We start from the raw sequence: 14,295 nt of genomic DNA, 5'->3' as shown, positions 1-14,295 counted from the left end.
GAAATTGCACCCTACGGCAGGTCTTTCGACTGCATAGGTTGGGGGACATGACGACGAACACGACGACGAACACGACGGCCAACACGACGGCGAACACCACCCAGCCGACGACCGCGCTCGCCTCCGGCACGGCGGTCGACACCTCCGCGGGGATCGCCGCGGCCGAGGCCGCCCGCAGCCGCCTGGACTTCGCCAGGACCGCTCCGAAGGTCTTCCGCGCCCTCATCGGCTTCGACGCCGCCTCCCGGGCGGGCCTCGACCCCGCGCTGGTCGAGCTGATCCAGATCCGCGCCTCGCTCCTCAACCACTGCGCCTACTGCCTCCACATGCACACCAACGACGCCCGCAAGGCCGGCGAGAGCGAGGACCGGCTGCACATGGTCGCCGTGTGGCGCGAGGCGCGGCACTTCTTCACCCCGCGGGAACAGGCGGCACTGGCCCTGACCGAGGCGGTCACCCTCGTCGCCGACGGAGGCGTCCCGGACGACGTCTACGTGGAGGCCGCCACCCAGTTCGAGGACGAGGAACTGGCCCAGGTACTCGCCCTGATCTTCACGATCAACACCTGGAACCGGCTGGCCCTGGCCACGGCCAAGGTGGCGGGCACGGACGAACGCCGCCGCTGAGCAGGCCTCGCGCGGGCTGGGGGCTCGGTGCGGCGCCGGCCGGCCGAGGCCTCACACCACCATCGGCCGGTCCCTCGGAGAGACCGGCGCCGGCAGCCGCGAACTCCCCGTCAGATGGCGGTCGACGGCCGCGGCGACCGCCCGCCCCTCCGCGATCGCCCACACGATCAGAGACTGCCCGCGCCCCGCGTCCCCGGCGGCGAACACGCCGGGGACGTTGGTCGCGTAGCCGTCGTCCCGGGCGATCGTGCCGCGCGGCTCCAGACGCAGGCCCAACTGCCCGATGAGCCCGTCCTCCTGGTCGGGCCCGGAGAAACCGAGGGCGAGCAGCACGAGATCGGCGGGCAGCATCCGCTCCGTACCCGGCACCGTCTGCCGCCGCTCGTCGACCTCGACGAGGTGCAACGCTTGCACATGCCCGGCCGCGTCCCCGGTGAAGCGGAGCGTGGACGCCGCGAACAGCCGCGCGTCCGCATCCGCCGCCGGAGCCGTCCGCAGGTCCCGCGCCTCCTCGTGCGCCGCCGACAGCCGGTAGACCTTCGGGTACGTCGGCCAGGGCTCGGCCTCCTCGTCGCGCTCGGCACCCGGCTGGGCGTAGATGTCCAGCTGGGTCACGGACGCCGCCCCCTCGCGCACCGCCGTCCCCAGACAGTCCGCCCCGGTGTCCCCGCCCCCGACGATCACGACATGCTTGCCGGCGGCGGACAGCGGCGAGACCTCCAGATCCCCCTCGCACACCCGGTTGGCCAGCGGCAGGTACTCCATGGCCTGGTGTATCCCGTCCAACTCCCGGCCGGGCACCGGAAGTTCCCGCCATGCCGTGGCCCCCGTGGCGATCACCATGGCGTCGTACCGGCTGCGCAGGCCGGACGCCGACACATCCCGTCCGACCGTCGTCGACGCGCGGAATCTGGTCCCCTCCGCCCGCATCTGTGCGACCCGCCGCTCCAGATGCCGTTTCTCCATCTTGAACTCGGGGATGCCGTACCGCATCAGACCGCCGATCCGGTCGTCCCTCTCGTACACCGCGACCGTGTGCCCCGCCCGGGTCAGCTGCTGCGCCGCCGCGAGCCCGGCGGGCCCGGAGCCGATCACCGCGACCGTCCTGCCCGACAGCCGCTCGGGAGGCAGCGGCGGGGTGAAACCCTCCTCCCACGCCCGGTCGGCGATCGCGCACTCGACGTTCTTGATCGTGACGGCCGGCTGGTTGATCGCCAGCACGCACCCCGCCTCGCAGGGCGCCGGACACAGGCGGCCGGTGAACTCGGGGAAGTTGTTCGTCGCGTGCAGCCGGTCGCTCGCGGCCCGCCAGTCCTCCCGCGACACCAGGTCGTTCCACTCGGGGATGAGATTGCCCAGCGGGCACGCGTCGTGACAGAACGGGACGCCGCAGTCCATGCAGCGGTCCGCCTGCTTGCTGATGATGGGCAGCAGCGCCCCCGGGACGTACACCTCGTCCCAGTCCCGCACCCGCTCCTCGACGGGCCGCCGCGGCCACTCCTGGCGCGGCGTGGTCATGAACCCCTTGGGATCGGCCATGGTCGTCTTCCTCGCGTACGCGTACCGGAGGTACTGGGTGTACGACGGGCCGTGCGCCGCCATCGGGCGCCACTCTTCCGGCCACGATACGTCCGCGACGACGGCAGCGCAGAGCGGCCGGACAGCGCTTTCTGCCGGGGCCGGGCAGCGGCGTCGGTGACGACGGCACACGCGGGCCCGGGGGTGCACGGGGTGCGCGGGCCGGCCGGGATGCCTGAGGTCATCCTCGCCGACCATCCCCGACGGACGGCTGCTGCCACCCCTCGGCGCTCGGCACCCCTCGGCGCTCGGTGCCCCGGCCGATGCCTCAGGCGCCCAGCCGCTCCCCGCCGTCCTGCCAGGCCCGCAGCACGTCCTCCACGGCCGGTGCGATCCGCCGCCGCGCCTCGTACCGGTGCAGCCCGCTCATCAGCAGCTGGTCGTACGGTGTGTCCACATGCCGTACGGCCGCCACGACGGCCGAGATCACCGCCCCCTCCGTCAGTGCCCGCCCGGCCGCGCTGCGCCCGACCCGCCCGCTGCCCCGCACGGACGCGTGCGCCGCGATCGCCCGGGCCCGCTCGGCCGGGCAACCGGGAAACAGCCGCAGTATCTCGGCCGCGAACGCCACCACGAACCGCTCGTCCTCGGCCGCCCGGCACCTCGCGTCCCGCGCTCGCCGCCGGCGCCGGGCCTCCGCGTCCGCCAGGCACCGCGTCTCGGCCCGGGCCAGTGCCGCCTCCTCCACGAGCACGCCCTGCCGCTCGTACCGGCTCTGCCGCCGGTTGAACCGCACCACCACCGCCGACAGCGCGCTCTCCTCCCGCGACCGGCGGGTCAGCGCCGTGTCACCGCGCGGCAGGAACACCAGGTGCCCGAGGTCCACGCAGTCCAGGCAGCGCGGCGCTCCGTCCTCCAGCACGAGCAGCGACAGCGGCCCACGCCGGCATGCGGTACACCGCTTGGCCTTCAGGGGCTGGATGACGACAAGTCCGTCGGCAGGGCGGGGAGTTATGGGAAGCGCCATGCCCGCTACTTTCCCCGTCGCCGCCCCGACACCTCCTCTTCCGCCCTACCGCCACCCGGCATGATGGGCCCTGTGCGACTCGAAGCGATCACCTGGGACCGGCTCGCCGACCTGCTCGCCGACCGGCTGGCCGGTCTGGCGCCTGCCGACGGCGGTGCCTGGCCGCGCGTCGGCTTCGACGGCGCCCCGGCCGCCCGCCCGGGAGACCTCGCCGAGCGTGTCGGGGAGGCGCTGCGTGTGCGCGGCCGGCCCTCGCTGGTCGTCGGCACCGAGGGTTTCCTGCGCCCCGCCTCACTCCGCCTGGAACACGGGCGGCGCGACGCCGAGTCGTATTACGGCGGCTGGTTCGACACGGGCGCCCTGTGGCGCGAGGTCTTCGGCCCGCTCGAGCCCGGAGGCGACGGGCGCGTCCTGCCCGACCTCTGGGACGCGGCCACCGACCGCGCCACCCGCAGCCCCTACGTCCAACTCCCGCCCGGTGGAGTCCTGTTGGTCCACGGCCCCCTCCTTCTTCGGCACTGGTTCCCCTTCGACCTGACCGTCCATGTCCTCCTCTCCCCGGCGGCCCTGCGCCGCCGTACCCCCGAGGCCGACCACTGGATGCTCCCGGCCTTCGAGCGCTACGCGACCGAGACCGACCCCGCCGCGACGGCCGACGTCCTCGTCCGCGCCGACGACCCACGGCATCCCGCCTGGAGCGGCTGATCAGCCCGTCCGCCGGGTGCGTCGGTCAGAGCCAGCCGTTGCGCCTGAAGCCCCGGTACAGCACCAGACACGCCACCGCCATCACGCCCATCACCAGCGGATAGCCGAACCGCCAGTGCAGCTCCGGCATGTGGTCGAAGTTCATGCCGTACACGCCGCACACCATCGTCGGTACGGCGATCACCGCCGCCCAGGCCGTGATCTTCCGCATGTCCTCGTTCTGCGTGACCGTCACCTGCGCGAGGTGCGCCTGCAGGATGGAGTTGAGGAGTTCGTCGAACGCGGCGATCTGCTCCTTCGCTCGCATCAGATGGTCGAACACATCCCGGAAGTAGGCCTGTATCTCCGGATCGACCACCCGTATCGGCCGGGTGGCCAGATCCTCGACGGGGCGGGCCAGCGGCACCACCGCCCGCTTCAGCTCCAGCAGTTCACGCTTCAGCTGGTAGATGCGTCCGGGGTCGGTCCGCGCGCCGTTCTCCGAGAACACGTCCGTCTCGACCTGGTCGATGTCGGCCTGCACCGCGTCCGTGACGTTCAGGTAGTCGTCGACCACGTGGTCGGCGATCGCGTGCAGCACCGCCGCCGGCCCCTTGGCCAGTTGCTGCGGATCCGCCTCGAGTTCCTCGCGCAGCGGGCCCAGTGAGCCGTGCCGACCGTGCCGCACCGTGATGACGAAGTCCTGGCCGACGAACACCATGATCTCGCCGGTGTCCACCACCTCGCTGGTCGACGTCAGTTGCTCGTGCTCCACGTAGCAGACCGTCTTGAACACCGCGAAGAGCGTCTCGCCGTAACGCTCCAGCTTCGGCCGCTGATGCGCCTCGACCGCGTCCTCCACCGCCAGCGGATGCAGGTCGAACAGTTCTGCGATGCCGGCGAACTCGCGGTCCGTCGGTTCGTGCAGCCCCAGCCAGACGAACCCCTCGCGGCTCTTGCGGACCAGCTCCAGGCCGTCCATCAGGTCGGTGGATTCCGGCACGCGCACGCCGTCCTGGTAGGTCACGCAGTTCACCACCGAGGAGCCCAGCGGAGACCTGGCGGGATGGCTCAGGTCGACGCGGGGCCGGCGCTGGGCCAGCCGCGCCATCCGGCGCAGCCTGCCGACCCTGTCGAGCCCTGTGACCTTCCGCAGATTTCCAGCCATGGACATCTGGATCTCCTCGTGTGGATCTCCTCGCGCAACGCTTCCGCGACTTGCCTGGCAGTCTGCCAGTCCGGCGCAAGATGCGGGTAAGCCTGTGGGAACAACGCGTTCCGCTTGGTTCCGGCCTGTGGACAGAGGCCGTACCCGGCTGCGGACGGAGCGTCGACCACCCCGGACAGGCAAGTCAACTGGAATGATCGCGGCATGACGCGATCCGACGGCTATCTCCTGGACAATCGGCAGACGCAGGCGGGGGAGCGCTTCGACGCCTTCGCCACGCTCTTCGACCCCGTCACCTTCCGGCACCTCGAAGGGTTCGAGGTCGGAGCCGGCTGGCGCTGCTGGGAAGTCGGGGCGGGCGGCACCTCCGTGGTGTCCTGGCTCGCCAAGAAGGTCGGCCCGACCGGCAAGGTCGTCGCCACCGACATCGACACCTCACAGGTCGCCGCCGCGGCCCGGCCCCCGGTCGAGGTCCTCGTCCACGACGTGGGCGCCGAGGAGCCGCCGGGGGAGGGTTTCGACCTGGTGCACGCCCGGCTGGTCCTCGTCCATGTCCCGGACCGGGACCGGGCGTTGCTTTCCATGATCAAGGCGCTGCGGCCCGGCGGACGGCTGCTGATCGAGGACGCCGACCCCGCCCTGCAACCCCTTCTCTGCCCCGACGAGCACGGCCCCGAGCAGCGGCTCGCCAACCGGCTGCGCCAGGGCTTCCGCCAGCTGCTCGCCGACCGCGGCGTCGACCTGTCGTACGGCCGCAAGCTCCCGCGCCTGCTCCGCGAGGCCGGACTGCGCGGGGTGGCGGCCGACGCGTACTTCCCGGTGACCTCACCCGCCTGTGCCGCCCTGGAGGCCGCCACGGTCCGCCAGATCCGCGACCAGCTCGTCACCGCGGGGCTGGCCACCGACGAGGACATCGACCAGCACCTGGCCAACGTTGAGTCCGGCGGCATGGACCTGGCCACCGCACCGATGATCTCGGCGTGGGGGCGCAAGGGCTAGGCCGTGAAGAGGGGCCCTGGCGGAGCGCGCCCGTGACCAGGCCGAGCCGCCGCTCTGGTCAGGGAGGCGTCAGCTGGCGCTGGCATCCGTGCCGGCATCGGCCCCGGACTGAGCATCGGCATCTTTCCGGGCGCTGGCTCGGGTACGGCATCCGCCCCCGCTCCGGTTCAGGGGGGCGTCAGCCGGCAGCGGCCTCAGCATCGGCACCCGCGCCGGCCCCGGGACGGGTACGGCATCCGTCCCGGCTACGGCCCATGGAGGCGTCAGCCAGTACCGGCCCCAGCATCGGTCCCCGCACTCCGGCAGGGTGGTCTGCCCCCCACCCGTTCCACCGCCTGGGCCCCCGCCCGGCAGCCCCGTGCCGCCGCCTCGACCGGGTCCGCGCCCGCGGCCAGGGCGGCGAGGAACGCGCCGGTGAAAGCGTCGCCCGCGCCCGTGGTGTCCCGGGGCGCCGCGGGCACGGCGGGTACCCGGGCGAGCACGGTCCCCGCGCGGGCCACCACGGCCCCGTCCGCCCCCGACTTGACCACCACCAGCGGTACCAGGCGACTCAACTTGGCCGCCGCGTCCGCCGGATCGGAAAGGCCGGTCAGCGGACACGCCTCGTCCCGGCTGGGCAGCAGCACGTCCAGCCCGTCCGCGAACGCCAGGAAACGGTCCACCCCCAGCTCCATCAGGAAGCCCGCCGACGCCGGATCCAGGCTCACCGGTACGCCACGCGCGCGTGCCGCCGCGAGCGCCATCGCCGCGAGGGCCCGGCTCGACTCCGTGAACAGCAGGTACCCCGACAGGTGCAGCCGGGCGACCCCGTCGAGCAACGCGTCCGTCCAGTCGGCGGGTTCGAGCCGCAGGGACGCTCCGCTGTCGGTGAGGAACGTGCGCTCGGCCGCCGCGCCCGTGTCGACGAGGCAGACGACCGTCCCGGTGGCCGCCTCCTGGTCGATCACCAGCCGGGGCCGCACCCCGGCAGCCACCAGCTCCCGCTCGTGCCAGCCGGCCGCGTCCGCGCCCACCCGCCCCAGCAGCCGTACGTCCGCACAGCCCGCGTGAGCGGCCCAGCAGGCCACGTTGGCCCCCGCCCCGCCGGGCAGCGTCCGCACCACGGCGGCCGTGTCGGTACCGGCCGCGAGCGGACCGCGGTGCCGGGCGACCACGTCCGTGACGACGTCACCGACAACCAGTAGCGCCCCCGCCGGGCCGGCGGTCACGGCCTGGTCCACGCCGCGGAGATCCGGGCCGCCAGGCGCACATTGCCGCGCACCGCCGCCAGATTGGCGCTCAGCGAGGCCCCGTCCGTGTGCCGGACCAGATAGTCGAGCAGGAACGGCGTGACCGCCTGGCCGGTGACCCCTTCCTCCTCGCAGGCGTGCAGCGCGTCGGCGAGCACGCGGGCGTGCAGCCCGGGATCGAGCTGCTCGGCCTCCGGGACGGGGTTGGCGACGATCAGCGCCGACCCGGGCGCGTCGAGCGTGTCCTGCGCCCGCATGACCGCTGCGACCTGCTCCGGGCTGTGCAGCGTCCAGTCGACCGGATGCCCCGAGTCGGACAGGTAGAAGCCGGGGAACCGGTCCGTGCCGTACCCGGCGACGGCCACGCCGAGCGTCTCCAGACGCTGCAGGGTCGCCGGCACATCGAGGATCGACTTCACGCCCGCGCACACCACCGTGATCCGGGTGCGCGCCAGCAGGCCCAGGTCGGCCGACTCGTCCTGCGTCACCGTCCACTGCCGGTGCACACCGCCGAGCCCGCCCGTGGCGAACACCCGGACACCCGCGAGCGCGGCCAGCTGCGCCGTCGCCGACACCGTGGTCGCCCCGCTCGCCCCCGCCGCCACGGCGAGCGGCAGGTCGCGGTGGCCCAGCTTGCGGATGCCGTCCTCGTTCGCGACCCGCTCCACCTGTTCCTTGTCCAGGCCGACATGGGGGCGCCCGTCGAGCACGGCGATGGTCGCGGGCACGGCGCCCTCTCGCCGCACCAGGTCCTCCAGCTCCAGCGCCACCCGCAGATTGCGCGGCCGGGGCAGCCCGTGCGCGATGATCGTGGACTCAAGGGCCACCACGGGCCGCCCGGAGTCGATCGCTTCCCGGACTTCTTCCGACACCACCAGCACCACGTGCCCGCCTCCTGTCAGTCGGTCCTTCCCTGATCCCTGGCGGGCGCCACGCCCGCGTAAACGCTTGCGCCCTGTGGGGGAGGCCACCAGCCTGGGCGGCATGAAGGACAACATCACGCGTCTCGACCACGTCGTCCTGTGGGTGACCGATCCCGTCGCCGCGGCCGGCTTCTACGAAAAGGCCGTCGGCCTGGAGCCGCTGCGCCTCGACGAGTACGTCGCCGGCAAGGTCACCTTCCCCTCCGTCCGCGTCAACGAGGAAACCATCCTCGACCTCGCCCCGCGCACCTTCGCGGAGCACATGAAGATGCTCCCCGGTTCGGCCGACAGCGCGGGCCACCCCGTCAACCACATCTGCCTGTCCCTGCCGTCGGACGCCTTCGCCGCCCTGCGCGCCCGGCTGACGGAACAGGGTGTGCCCATGTCCGACATCGGCCACGACTCGTACGGCGCCCGGGGCAAGGCCCCGCGCAGCTTCTACTTCCGGGACCCCGACGGCAACGTCTTCGAGGCCCGGCACTACGCGTAGCCGAGTCCGGGCGCGGTCAGAACAGCGGCTCGGGCAGCACGCCCTCCAGCGCGAGCAGCTTCCGCTTGGTCTCCAGTCCGCCTCCGAAGCCGCCGATGCCGCCGTCGCTCTCCACGACGCGGTGGCACGGCACGACGACCGGCAGTGGATTGGCGCCCATGGCCGCGCCCACCGCCTGCGCCCCGCCCGGCTGCCCGACCCGTCCGGCGAGATCGCCGTAGCCCACCACCGTGCCGTACGGCACGCCGGACGCCAGCTCACGCAGCACCTGCCGGTTGAAGCCGGAGATCAGTGACCAGTCCAGCGGCAGGTCGAAGTCGTGACGCTCGCCCGTGAAGTACGCCTCGAGCTGGCGTATCGCCTCGGCCAGCAGCGGCGAGCCGGGATCCTCGGCCGGCTGGCTGCCCAGCCGGGCCGCGAGCCGCTCCAGGGCCCGGTCGCGCACCGCGTCCGTGGCGTGGAAGATCACGTTGACCAGTCCCTCGCGGGTCGCCGCCAGCATCAGCGGGCCGATGCCGCTGTCCACGACGGCCCACACCACCCGCTGCTCGTCCTGCCCATGGCTGTCCATGCGCCCACGGTACGACCCGCCACTGACAACGCCCGTCCGGCCGCCGCCCGTCCGCGGGCTCAGCGTCTGCGGAGGGCCGACCGCACGAGGTCCGGCTTGTTCGTGATGATCCCGTCGACGCCGTAGCGCGCGACCTTCCGGGCCGTTGCCGCGTCGTTCACCGTCCACGAGAACACTTCGAGCGGCCTGCGGTGCACCCCCTTGAAGGTGTGCACGGTCGCGACGTAGCCGAGGGAGATCGACTGGTACGAGGGATTGATCAGGTCGGTGAAGTGCGCGTACCGGTGCAGCTGTTCCACGGACGGCCTGCCGAGGTAGCCGGTGGTGACGGCGGGCCGCAGCTCGTGGACGATCCGCAGGGTGTCCGCGCTGAAACTCTGCACGATCAGCCGGCCGAGGTGCTCCCGGTCCAGCCAGCCCTCGTCGCCCAGGAGCTTCAGGGTCTGCTGCTCGATGCCCGGGTACAGCTTCGGATTCTTGATCTCCAGGAGCAGCTTCTCGTGGTTGTGCTCGACCCGGCGCATGTACTGCTTCAGTGTCGGCACGCGCGTGCCCGCGTACGCGGGGGAGAACCAGCTGCCCGCGTCCAGCCGGGCGATCTCGGCCGCGGTGAAGTCCTTCACCTTCCAGGGCGCCCGGCCGGGGAAGACGTCCTCGACGTTCGTGGTGCGCTGCAGGCTGTCGTCGTGGATGACGACCAGTTGCCCGTCCTTGGTGCGCTGGACGTCGTTCTCGACCCACGAGAAGCCGAGCTGCGCCGCCTTGTCGATGGAGGCCAGGGTGTTCTCGGGAGCGTAGGCGGAGGCGCCCCTGTGGGCGATCACGGTGGGTTCGCCCGTCCTGCCCGGACGGGCGTGCGGGGCGGGGGTCTTGCCGGCGTCCGAGGCGGGAGTCTGCAGGACGACCGTGCCCAGGACCGCGGCGACCATAGTGGCGGCTGCGCGCGCGTACATGCGTCCTCCTCGCGTCGAGCGAACACGTACAGCTACATATTGACAGCAGTGGGTGAACCCCGTCCGGGCGCACGATGGCCACACATGGAACCGAAGGGTTCCCACGTGCTCACCGGTCCCGCACAACTGGGGCAGGGGCGTGTTTCTTTACCGGAATTTCGTTCGACCATTCCGGTGGGGGTCATACTCTCTGCGACAACCCTGACCGCCCGTGCGGTCCTGGGACGGGGGCATATTCAGGTATTCCGGGACGCGAGAGGCGGAGGGGCAGCCGCGCATGCATGGCACGGTCGACGGATTCAGCTACGGGGCCGTCACCCCGCTGGTGGCCTATGTGATGGCCTGCCTCGGCGGTGCCCTCGGCCTGCGCTGCACCACCCGGTCCCTGCTGGTCACGCACTCCCGGCGGCCCGCCTGGCTGGCCCTCGGCTCGGCCGCGATCGGCTCCGGCATATGGACCATGCACTTCGTCGCCATGATGGGCTTCACCATCAAGGAGACGCCGATCCACTACGACGAGGGGATCACCTACGCGAGCCTCGGCCTCGCCATCGTCATGGTGGGCGTCGGGATCTTCATCGTCGGCTACCGGGGCGCCACCGGCACCCCGCTCTTCACCGGCGGCACGATCACCGGTCTGGGCGTCGCCTCGATGCACTATCTCGGCATGGCCGGAATGGAGTTCGACGGGCGGTTCAGCTACAACACGCTGACCGTCGTCGCGTCCGTCGTCATAGCGGTCGTGGCCGCCACCACCGCGCTGTGGGCCGCGGGACGTGTCCGTGGCTTCCTGTGGAGCGTGGGAGCGAGCCTGGTCATGGGCCTGGCGGTCAGCGGCATGCACTACACCGGCATGGCTGCCCTCAGCGTCCACCTGCACGGCACCCCGAGTGCCACCGGCGGGGCGTCCGAGGCCTCGGTGCTCGCGCCGATGCTGATCGGCCCGCTCGCCTTCCTGCTCGTCGCCGGCGTCGTCGTGATGCTCGACCCGCGGATGGTCATGGGCCGGCCCGACTGGACGCCCGTCGAGCACAAGCCGGGCGTCCCGGCCGCCGCCGTCGCCTCCCACCTGGACCGCCGCCCGCCCCATCCCGCCGCCGGACGGGCCGCCCGGCCCGAGCACGAGGGCTCCCGCACCCCGTAAAAGTGCTGATCCGGGCCGGTTGTCAGTGCGGGGTCGTACGGTTGATTCCATGCGGCCCGTTTCCCAGATCGAACGCACGGTGGCGCCCTTCGAGGTCGTCAGCCCCTACCAGCCCAGCGGCGACCAGCCGGCGGCCATCGCCGAGCTGGCCAAGCGCATCGGGGCCGGTGAGAAGGACGTCGTCCTGCTCGGCGCGACCGGCACCGGCAAGTCCGCCACCACGGCGTGGATGATCGAGAAGCTCCAGCGCCCCACGCTCGTCATGGCGCCGAACAAGACGCTGGCCGCCCAGCTGGCCAACGAGTTCCGCGAGCTTCTTCCGAACAACGCGGTCGAATACTTCGTCTCGTACTACGACTACTACCAGCCCGAGGCCTACGTCCCGCAGTCGGACACCTACATCGAGAAGGACTCCTCGATCAACGAGGAGGTCGAGCGGCTGCGCCACTCGGCGACGAACTCGCTGATCACCCGGCGCGACGTCATCGTGGTCGCCTCCGTCTCCTGCATCTACGGCCTCGGTACTCCGCAGGAGTACGTGGACCGGATGGTCCCCCTGCGCGTCGGCGACGAGATCGACCGCGACGAGCTGCTGCGCCGCTTCGTCGACATCCAGTACACGCGCAACGACATGGCCTTCACCCGCGGCACCTTCCGGGTCCGCGGCGACACCATCGAGATCTTCCCGGTCTACGAGGAGCTGGCCGTCCGCATCGAGATGTTCGGCGACGAGATCGAGGCGCTGTCCACGCTGCACCCGCTCACGGGCGAGATCATCAGCGACGACCAGCAGCTGTACGTCTTCCCCGCCTCCCACTACGTCGCAGGCCCCGAGCGCATGGAGCGGGCCGTCAACGACATCGAGAAGGAGCTGGGGGAGCGCCTGGCCGAGCTGGAGAAGCAGGGCAAGCTCCTGGAGGCCCAGCGCCTGCGGATGCGCACCACGTACGACATCGAGATGCTCCGCCAGATCGGCACCTGCTCCGGTGTGGAGAACTACTCGATGCACTTCGACGGTCGCTCGCCCGGCTCCCCGCCCAACACCCTGCTGGACTACTTCCCGGACGACTTCCTGCTCGTCATCGACGAGTCGCACGTGACCGTCCCGCAGATCGGCGCCATGTACGAGGGCGACGCCTCCCGCAAGCGCACCCTCGTGGAGCACGGCTTCCGCCTGCCCTCCGCGCTCGACAACCGGCCGCTGAAGTGGGAGGAGTTCCAGGAGCGCATCGGGCAGACCGTCTACCTGTCGGCGACCCCCGGCACCTACGAGCTGTCCCGTGGCGACGGCGTCGTGGAGCAGATCATCCGCCCGACCGGCCTGGTCGACCCGGAGGTCGTGGTCAAGCCCACCGAGGGCCAGATCGACGACCTGGTGCACGAGATCCGCAAGCGCACCGAGAAGGACGAGCGCGTCCTGGTCACCACGCTCACCAAGAAGATGGCCGAGGACCTCACCGACTACTTCCTGGAACTCGGCATCCAGGTGCGCTACCTGCACAGCGACGTGGACACCCTGCGCCGTGTCGAGCTGCTGCGCGAGCTGCGCTCCGGCGAGTTCGACGTCCTCGTCGGCATCAACCTCCTGCGCGAGGGCCTCGACCTGCCCGAGGTCTCCCTGGTGGCGATCCTCGACGCCGACAAGGAGGGCTTCCTGCGCTCCGGCACCTCCCTGATCCAGACCATCGGCCGCGCGGCGCGCAACGTCTCCGGCCAGGTCCACATGTACGCCGACAAGATCACCCCGGCGATGGAGAAGGCCATCGAGGAGACCAACCGCCGCCGGGAGAAGCAGGTCGCGTACAACAAGGCGAACGGCATCGACCCGCAGCCGCTGCGCAAGAAGATCAACGACATCGTCGCGCAGATCGCCCGCGAGGAGGTCGACACCGAACAGCTCCTCGGCTCCGGCTACCGCAAGCTGAAGGACGGCAAGGGCGCCAAGGCACCCGTCCCGTCGCTCGGCGACAAGGCGGCCAAGGGCGCGAAGGCCGGCAAGACCGCCAAGTCCGCCAAGGGCAAGGCGGCTGCCGCGGTGCCGACCGACCGCCCGGCGGCCGAACTCGCCGAGCAGATCGAGGAGATGACGGAGCGTATGCGCGCCGCCGCGGCGGAGCTGCAGTTCGAGATCGCGGCCCGGCTGCGCGACGAGGTCTCCGAGATGAAGAAGGAACTGCGCCAGATGCGGGAGGCGGGCCTCGCCTGAGCCGTCGGCACTGTGCCGGACCTCGGCATACGCGCCAAGTGTTGCAACACCGACACAAAGCGCGGGCCGGGGTTCGGCGCTGTCAGTGCCCCTGCGTAGGGTTCTGAACAACCGCACACTGTGCGGCAACAGGGGAACACCGAAAGGGGAAGCGGCCGTGTCCGTCAACTTGACCAAGGGTCAGGCCATCAGTCTGGAGAAGAAGGACGGAGGCACCCTGACGGCGGTCCGCATGGGGCTCGGCTGGCAGGCGGCGAAGCGGCGCGGCCTGTTCGGCTCGCGCACGCGCGAGATCGACCTGGACGCCTCGGCGGTGCTGTTCGCGGAGAAGCAGCCGGTCGACGTCGTCTTCTTCCGCCACCTCGTGAGCGACGACGGCTCCGTGCGCCACACCGGCGACAACCTGGTCGGCGGCGTGGGCCAGGGCGGCGACGACGAGGCGATCCTCGTGGACCTGCAGCGCGTCCCGGTCCACATCGACCAGATCGTCTTCACCGTGAACTCCTTCACGGGCCAGACCTTCCAGGAGGTGCAGAACGCGTTCTGCCGCCTCGTGGACGAGACCAACGGCCAGGAACTCGCCCGCTACACCCTGGCGGGCGGCGGCGAGTACACCGCGCAGATCATGGCGAAGGTGCACCGCGCGGGCTCGGGCTGGACCATGACCGCACTGGGCACCCCGGCCAACGGCCGTACGTTCCAGGACCTGATGCCGGCGATCCTGCCGCACCTGTAGGCCCGCCCGCTCAACCGGCGA

The 14,295-nt window shown here is 71.5% G+C and carries 14 protein-coding genes; 7 read left to right on the top strand and 7 right to left on the bottom strand.

Translation table 11 applies throughout. The features are described 5' to 3' along the window. Positions 1-47 precede the first annotated feature (47 nt). A complete protein-coding gene (locus tag ACWD35_RS14330) occupies positions 48-626 on the top strand; it encodes a carboxymuconolactone decarboxylase family protein (protein WP_451351510.1) in 579 nt (192 codons plus the stop codon). 51 nt (positions 627-677) lie between these two features. Here the strand turns inward: ACWD35_RS14330 and ACWD35_RS14325 are convergent, their stop codons facing one another. Together ACWD35_RS14325 and ACWD35_RS14320 are read right to left on the bottom strand one after the other, a co-directional pair. Then, positions 678-2,165, bottom strand: a complete 1,488-nt coding sequence (locus ACWD35_RS14325; protein ID WP_451351733.1) for a glutamate synthase subunit beta — start codon at positions 2,163-2,165, stop codon at positions 678-680. 307 nt (positions 2,166-2,472) lie between these two features. Beyond that, a complete protein-coding gene (locus tag ACWD35_RS14320; protein ID WP_451351509.1) occupies positions 2,473-3,171 on the bottom strand; it encodes a DUF2293 domain-containing protein in 699 nt (232 codons plus the stop codon). Positions 3,172-3,234: 63 nt separating this feature from the next. Between ACWD35_RS14320 and ACWD35_RS14315 the strand changes: the two genes are divergently transcribed. Next, positions 3,235-3,876 (top strand): uridine kinase, encoded by a 642-nt coding sequence (locus ACWD35_RS14315; RefSeq protein WP_451351732.1) that lies wholly within the window; start codon positions 3,235-3,237, stop codon positions 3,874-3,876. Positions 3,877-3,901: 25 nt separating this feature from the next. Here ACWD35_RS14315 and corA read toward each other — a convergent pair whose 3' ends face one another. Then, complete coding sequence (gene corA, locus ACWD35_RS14310) at positions 3,902-5,029, bottom strand: magnesium/cobalt transporter CorA (RefSeq protein ID WP_451351508.1); 1,128 nt, start codon at positions 5,027-5,029, stop codon at positions 3,902-3,904. Positions 5,030-5,227: 198 nt separating this feature from the next. On the opposite strand from corA, the gene ACWD35_RS14305 reads away from it, so the two are divergent. Continuing rightward, positions 5,228-6,022 carry a methyltransferase gene (locus ACWD35_RS14305; protein WP_451351507.1) on the top strand — a complete coding sequence of 265 codons (795 nt, stop codon included), beginning with the start codon at positions 5,228-5,230 and terminating at the stop codon, positions 6,020-6,022. A 263-nt stretch (positions 6,023-6,285) separates the two neighbouring features. On the opposite strand, the gene ACWD35_RS14300 is transcribed toward ACWD35_RS14305, so the two are convergent. Together ACWD35_RS14300 and ACWD35_RS14295 are read right to left on the bottom strand one after the other, a co-directional pair. Next, the gene (locus ACWD35_RS14300; protein WP_451351506.1) at positions 6,286-7,230 is read right to left on the bottom strand and encodes a carbohydrate kinase family protein; all 945 of its coding nucleotides are present in this window, start codon (positions 7,228-7,230) and stop codon (positions 6,286-6,288) included. Then, complete coding sequence (locus ACWD35_RS14295) at positions 7,227-8,135, bottom strand: pseudouridine-5'-phosphate glycosidase (RefSeq protein WP_451351505.1); 909 nt, start codon at positions 8,133-8,135, stop codon at positions 7,227-7,229. Before ACWD35_RS14295 ends, ACWD35_RS14300 begins: the two co-directional genes overlap by 4 nt. 100 nt (positions 8,136-8,235) lie before the next feature. Between ACWD35_RS14295 and ACWD35_RS14290 the strand changes: the two genes are divergently transcribed. After that, entirely contained in the window at positions 8,236-8,664 is a 429-nt protein-coding gene (locus ACWD35_RS14290) for a VOC family protein (RefSeq protein WP_451351504.1), read from the top strand. A 16-nt stretch (positions 8,665-8,680) separates the two neighbouring features. On the opposite strand, the gene ACWD35_RS14285 is transcribed toward ACWD35_RS14290, so the two are convergent. Together ACWD35_RS14285 and ACWD35_RS14280 are read right to left on the bottom strand one after the other, a co-directional pair. Beyond that, the gene (locus ACWD35_RS14285) at positions 8,681-9,235 is read right to left on the bottom strand and encodes a methylated-DNA--[protein]-cysteine S-methyltransferase (RefSeq protein ID WP_451351503.1); all 555 of its coding nucleotides are present in this window, start codon (positions 9,233-9,235) and stop codon (positions 8,681-8,683) included. Between the two features lie 59 nt (positions 9,236-9,294). Next, complete coding sequence (locus ACWD35_RS14280) at positions 9,295-10,188, bottom strand: glycerophosphodiester phosphodiesterase (RefSeq protein ID WP_451351502.1); 894 nt, start codon at positions 10,186-10,188, stop codon at positions 9,295-9,297. A gap of 277 nt (positions 10,189-10,465) precedes the next feature. Here ACWD35_RS14280 and ACWD35_RS14275 point away from each other — a divergent pair, with 277 nt between their 5' ends. The 3 genes from ACWD35_RS14275 to ACWD35_RS14265 all read left to right on the top strand — a co-directional run bounded on the left by ACWD35_RS14275 (position 10,466) and on the right by ACWD35_RS14265 (position 14,274). Next, on the top strand, positions 10,466-11,332 hold the full coding sequence (locus ACWD35_RS14275) for an MHYT domain-containing protein (protein WP_451351501.1): 867 nt from the start codon (positions 10,466-10,468) through the stop codon (positions 11,330-11,332). A 49-nt stretch (positions 11,333-11,381) separates the two neighbouring features. Further along, on the top strand, positions 11,382-13,538 hold the full coding sequence (gene uvrB, locus ACWD35_RS14270; protein WP_451351500.1) for an excinuclease ABC subunit UvrB: 2,157 nt from the start codon (positions 11,382-11,384) through the stop codon (positions 13,536-13,538). 157 nt (positions 13,539-13,695) lie between these two features. After that, complete coding sequence (locus tag ACWD35_RS14265; RefSeq protein ID WP_451351499.1) at positions 13,696-14,274, top strand: TerD family protein; 579 nt, start codon at positions 13,696-13,698, stop codon at positions 14,272-14,274. The last annotated feature ends 21 nt before the right edge of the window (positions 14,275-14,295 follow it).

The organism is Streptomyces sp. NPDC002671 (genome assembly GCF_053592475.1).
The sequence above is the reverse complement of the archived record's forward strand: the minus strand, read 5'-3'. Positions and strand labels throughout refer to the sequence as shown.

Bases quoted from the DNA above. Each gene is read 5' to 3' on its own strand.
- ACWD35_RS14320 (WP_451351509.1), bottom strand. From the start codon at position 3,171: ATGGCGCTTCCCATAACTCCCCGCCCTGCCGACGGACTTGTCGTCATC.
- uvrB (WP_451351500.1), top strand. From the start codon at position 11,382: ATGCGGCCCGTTTCCCAGATCGAACGCACGGTGGCGCCCTTCGAGGTC.
- ACWD35_RS14285 (WP_451351503.1), bottom strand. From the start codon at position 9,235: ATGGACAGCCATGGGCAGGACGAGCAGCGGGTGGTGTGGGCCGTCGTG.
- ACWD35_RS14315 (WP_451351732.1), top strand. From the start codon at position 3,235: ATGGGCCCTGTGCGACTCGAAGCGATCACCTGGGACCGGCTCGCCGAC.
- ACWD35_RS14290 (WP_451351504.1), top strand. From the start codon at position 8,236: ATGAAGGACAACATCACGCGTCTCGACCACGTCGTCCTGTGGGTGACC.
- ACWD35_RS14305 (WP_451351507.1), top strand. From the start codon at position 5,228: ATGACGCGATCCGACGGCTATCTCCTGGACAATCGGCAGACGCAGGCG.
- ACWD35_RS14325 (WP_451351733.1), bottom strand. From the start codon at position 2,165: ATGGCCGATCCCAAGGGGTTCATGACCACGCCGCGCCAGGAGTGGCCG.
- ACWD35_RS14275 (WP_451351501.1), top strand. From the start codon at position 10,466: ATGCATGGCACGGTCGACGGATTCAGCTACGGGGCCGTCACCCCGCTG.
- ACWD35_RS14280 (WP_451351502.1), bottom strand. From the start codon at position 10,188: ATGTACGCGCGCGCAGCCGCCACTATGGTCGCCGCGGTCCTGGGCACG.
- ACWD35_RS14330 (WP_451351510.1), top strand. From the start codon at position 48: ATGACGACGAACACGACGACGAACACGACGGCCAACACGACGGCGAAC.
- corA (WP_451351508.1), bottom strand. From the start codon at position 5,029: ATGTCCATGGCTGGAAATCTGCGGAAGGTCACAGGGCTCGACAGGGTC.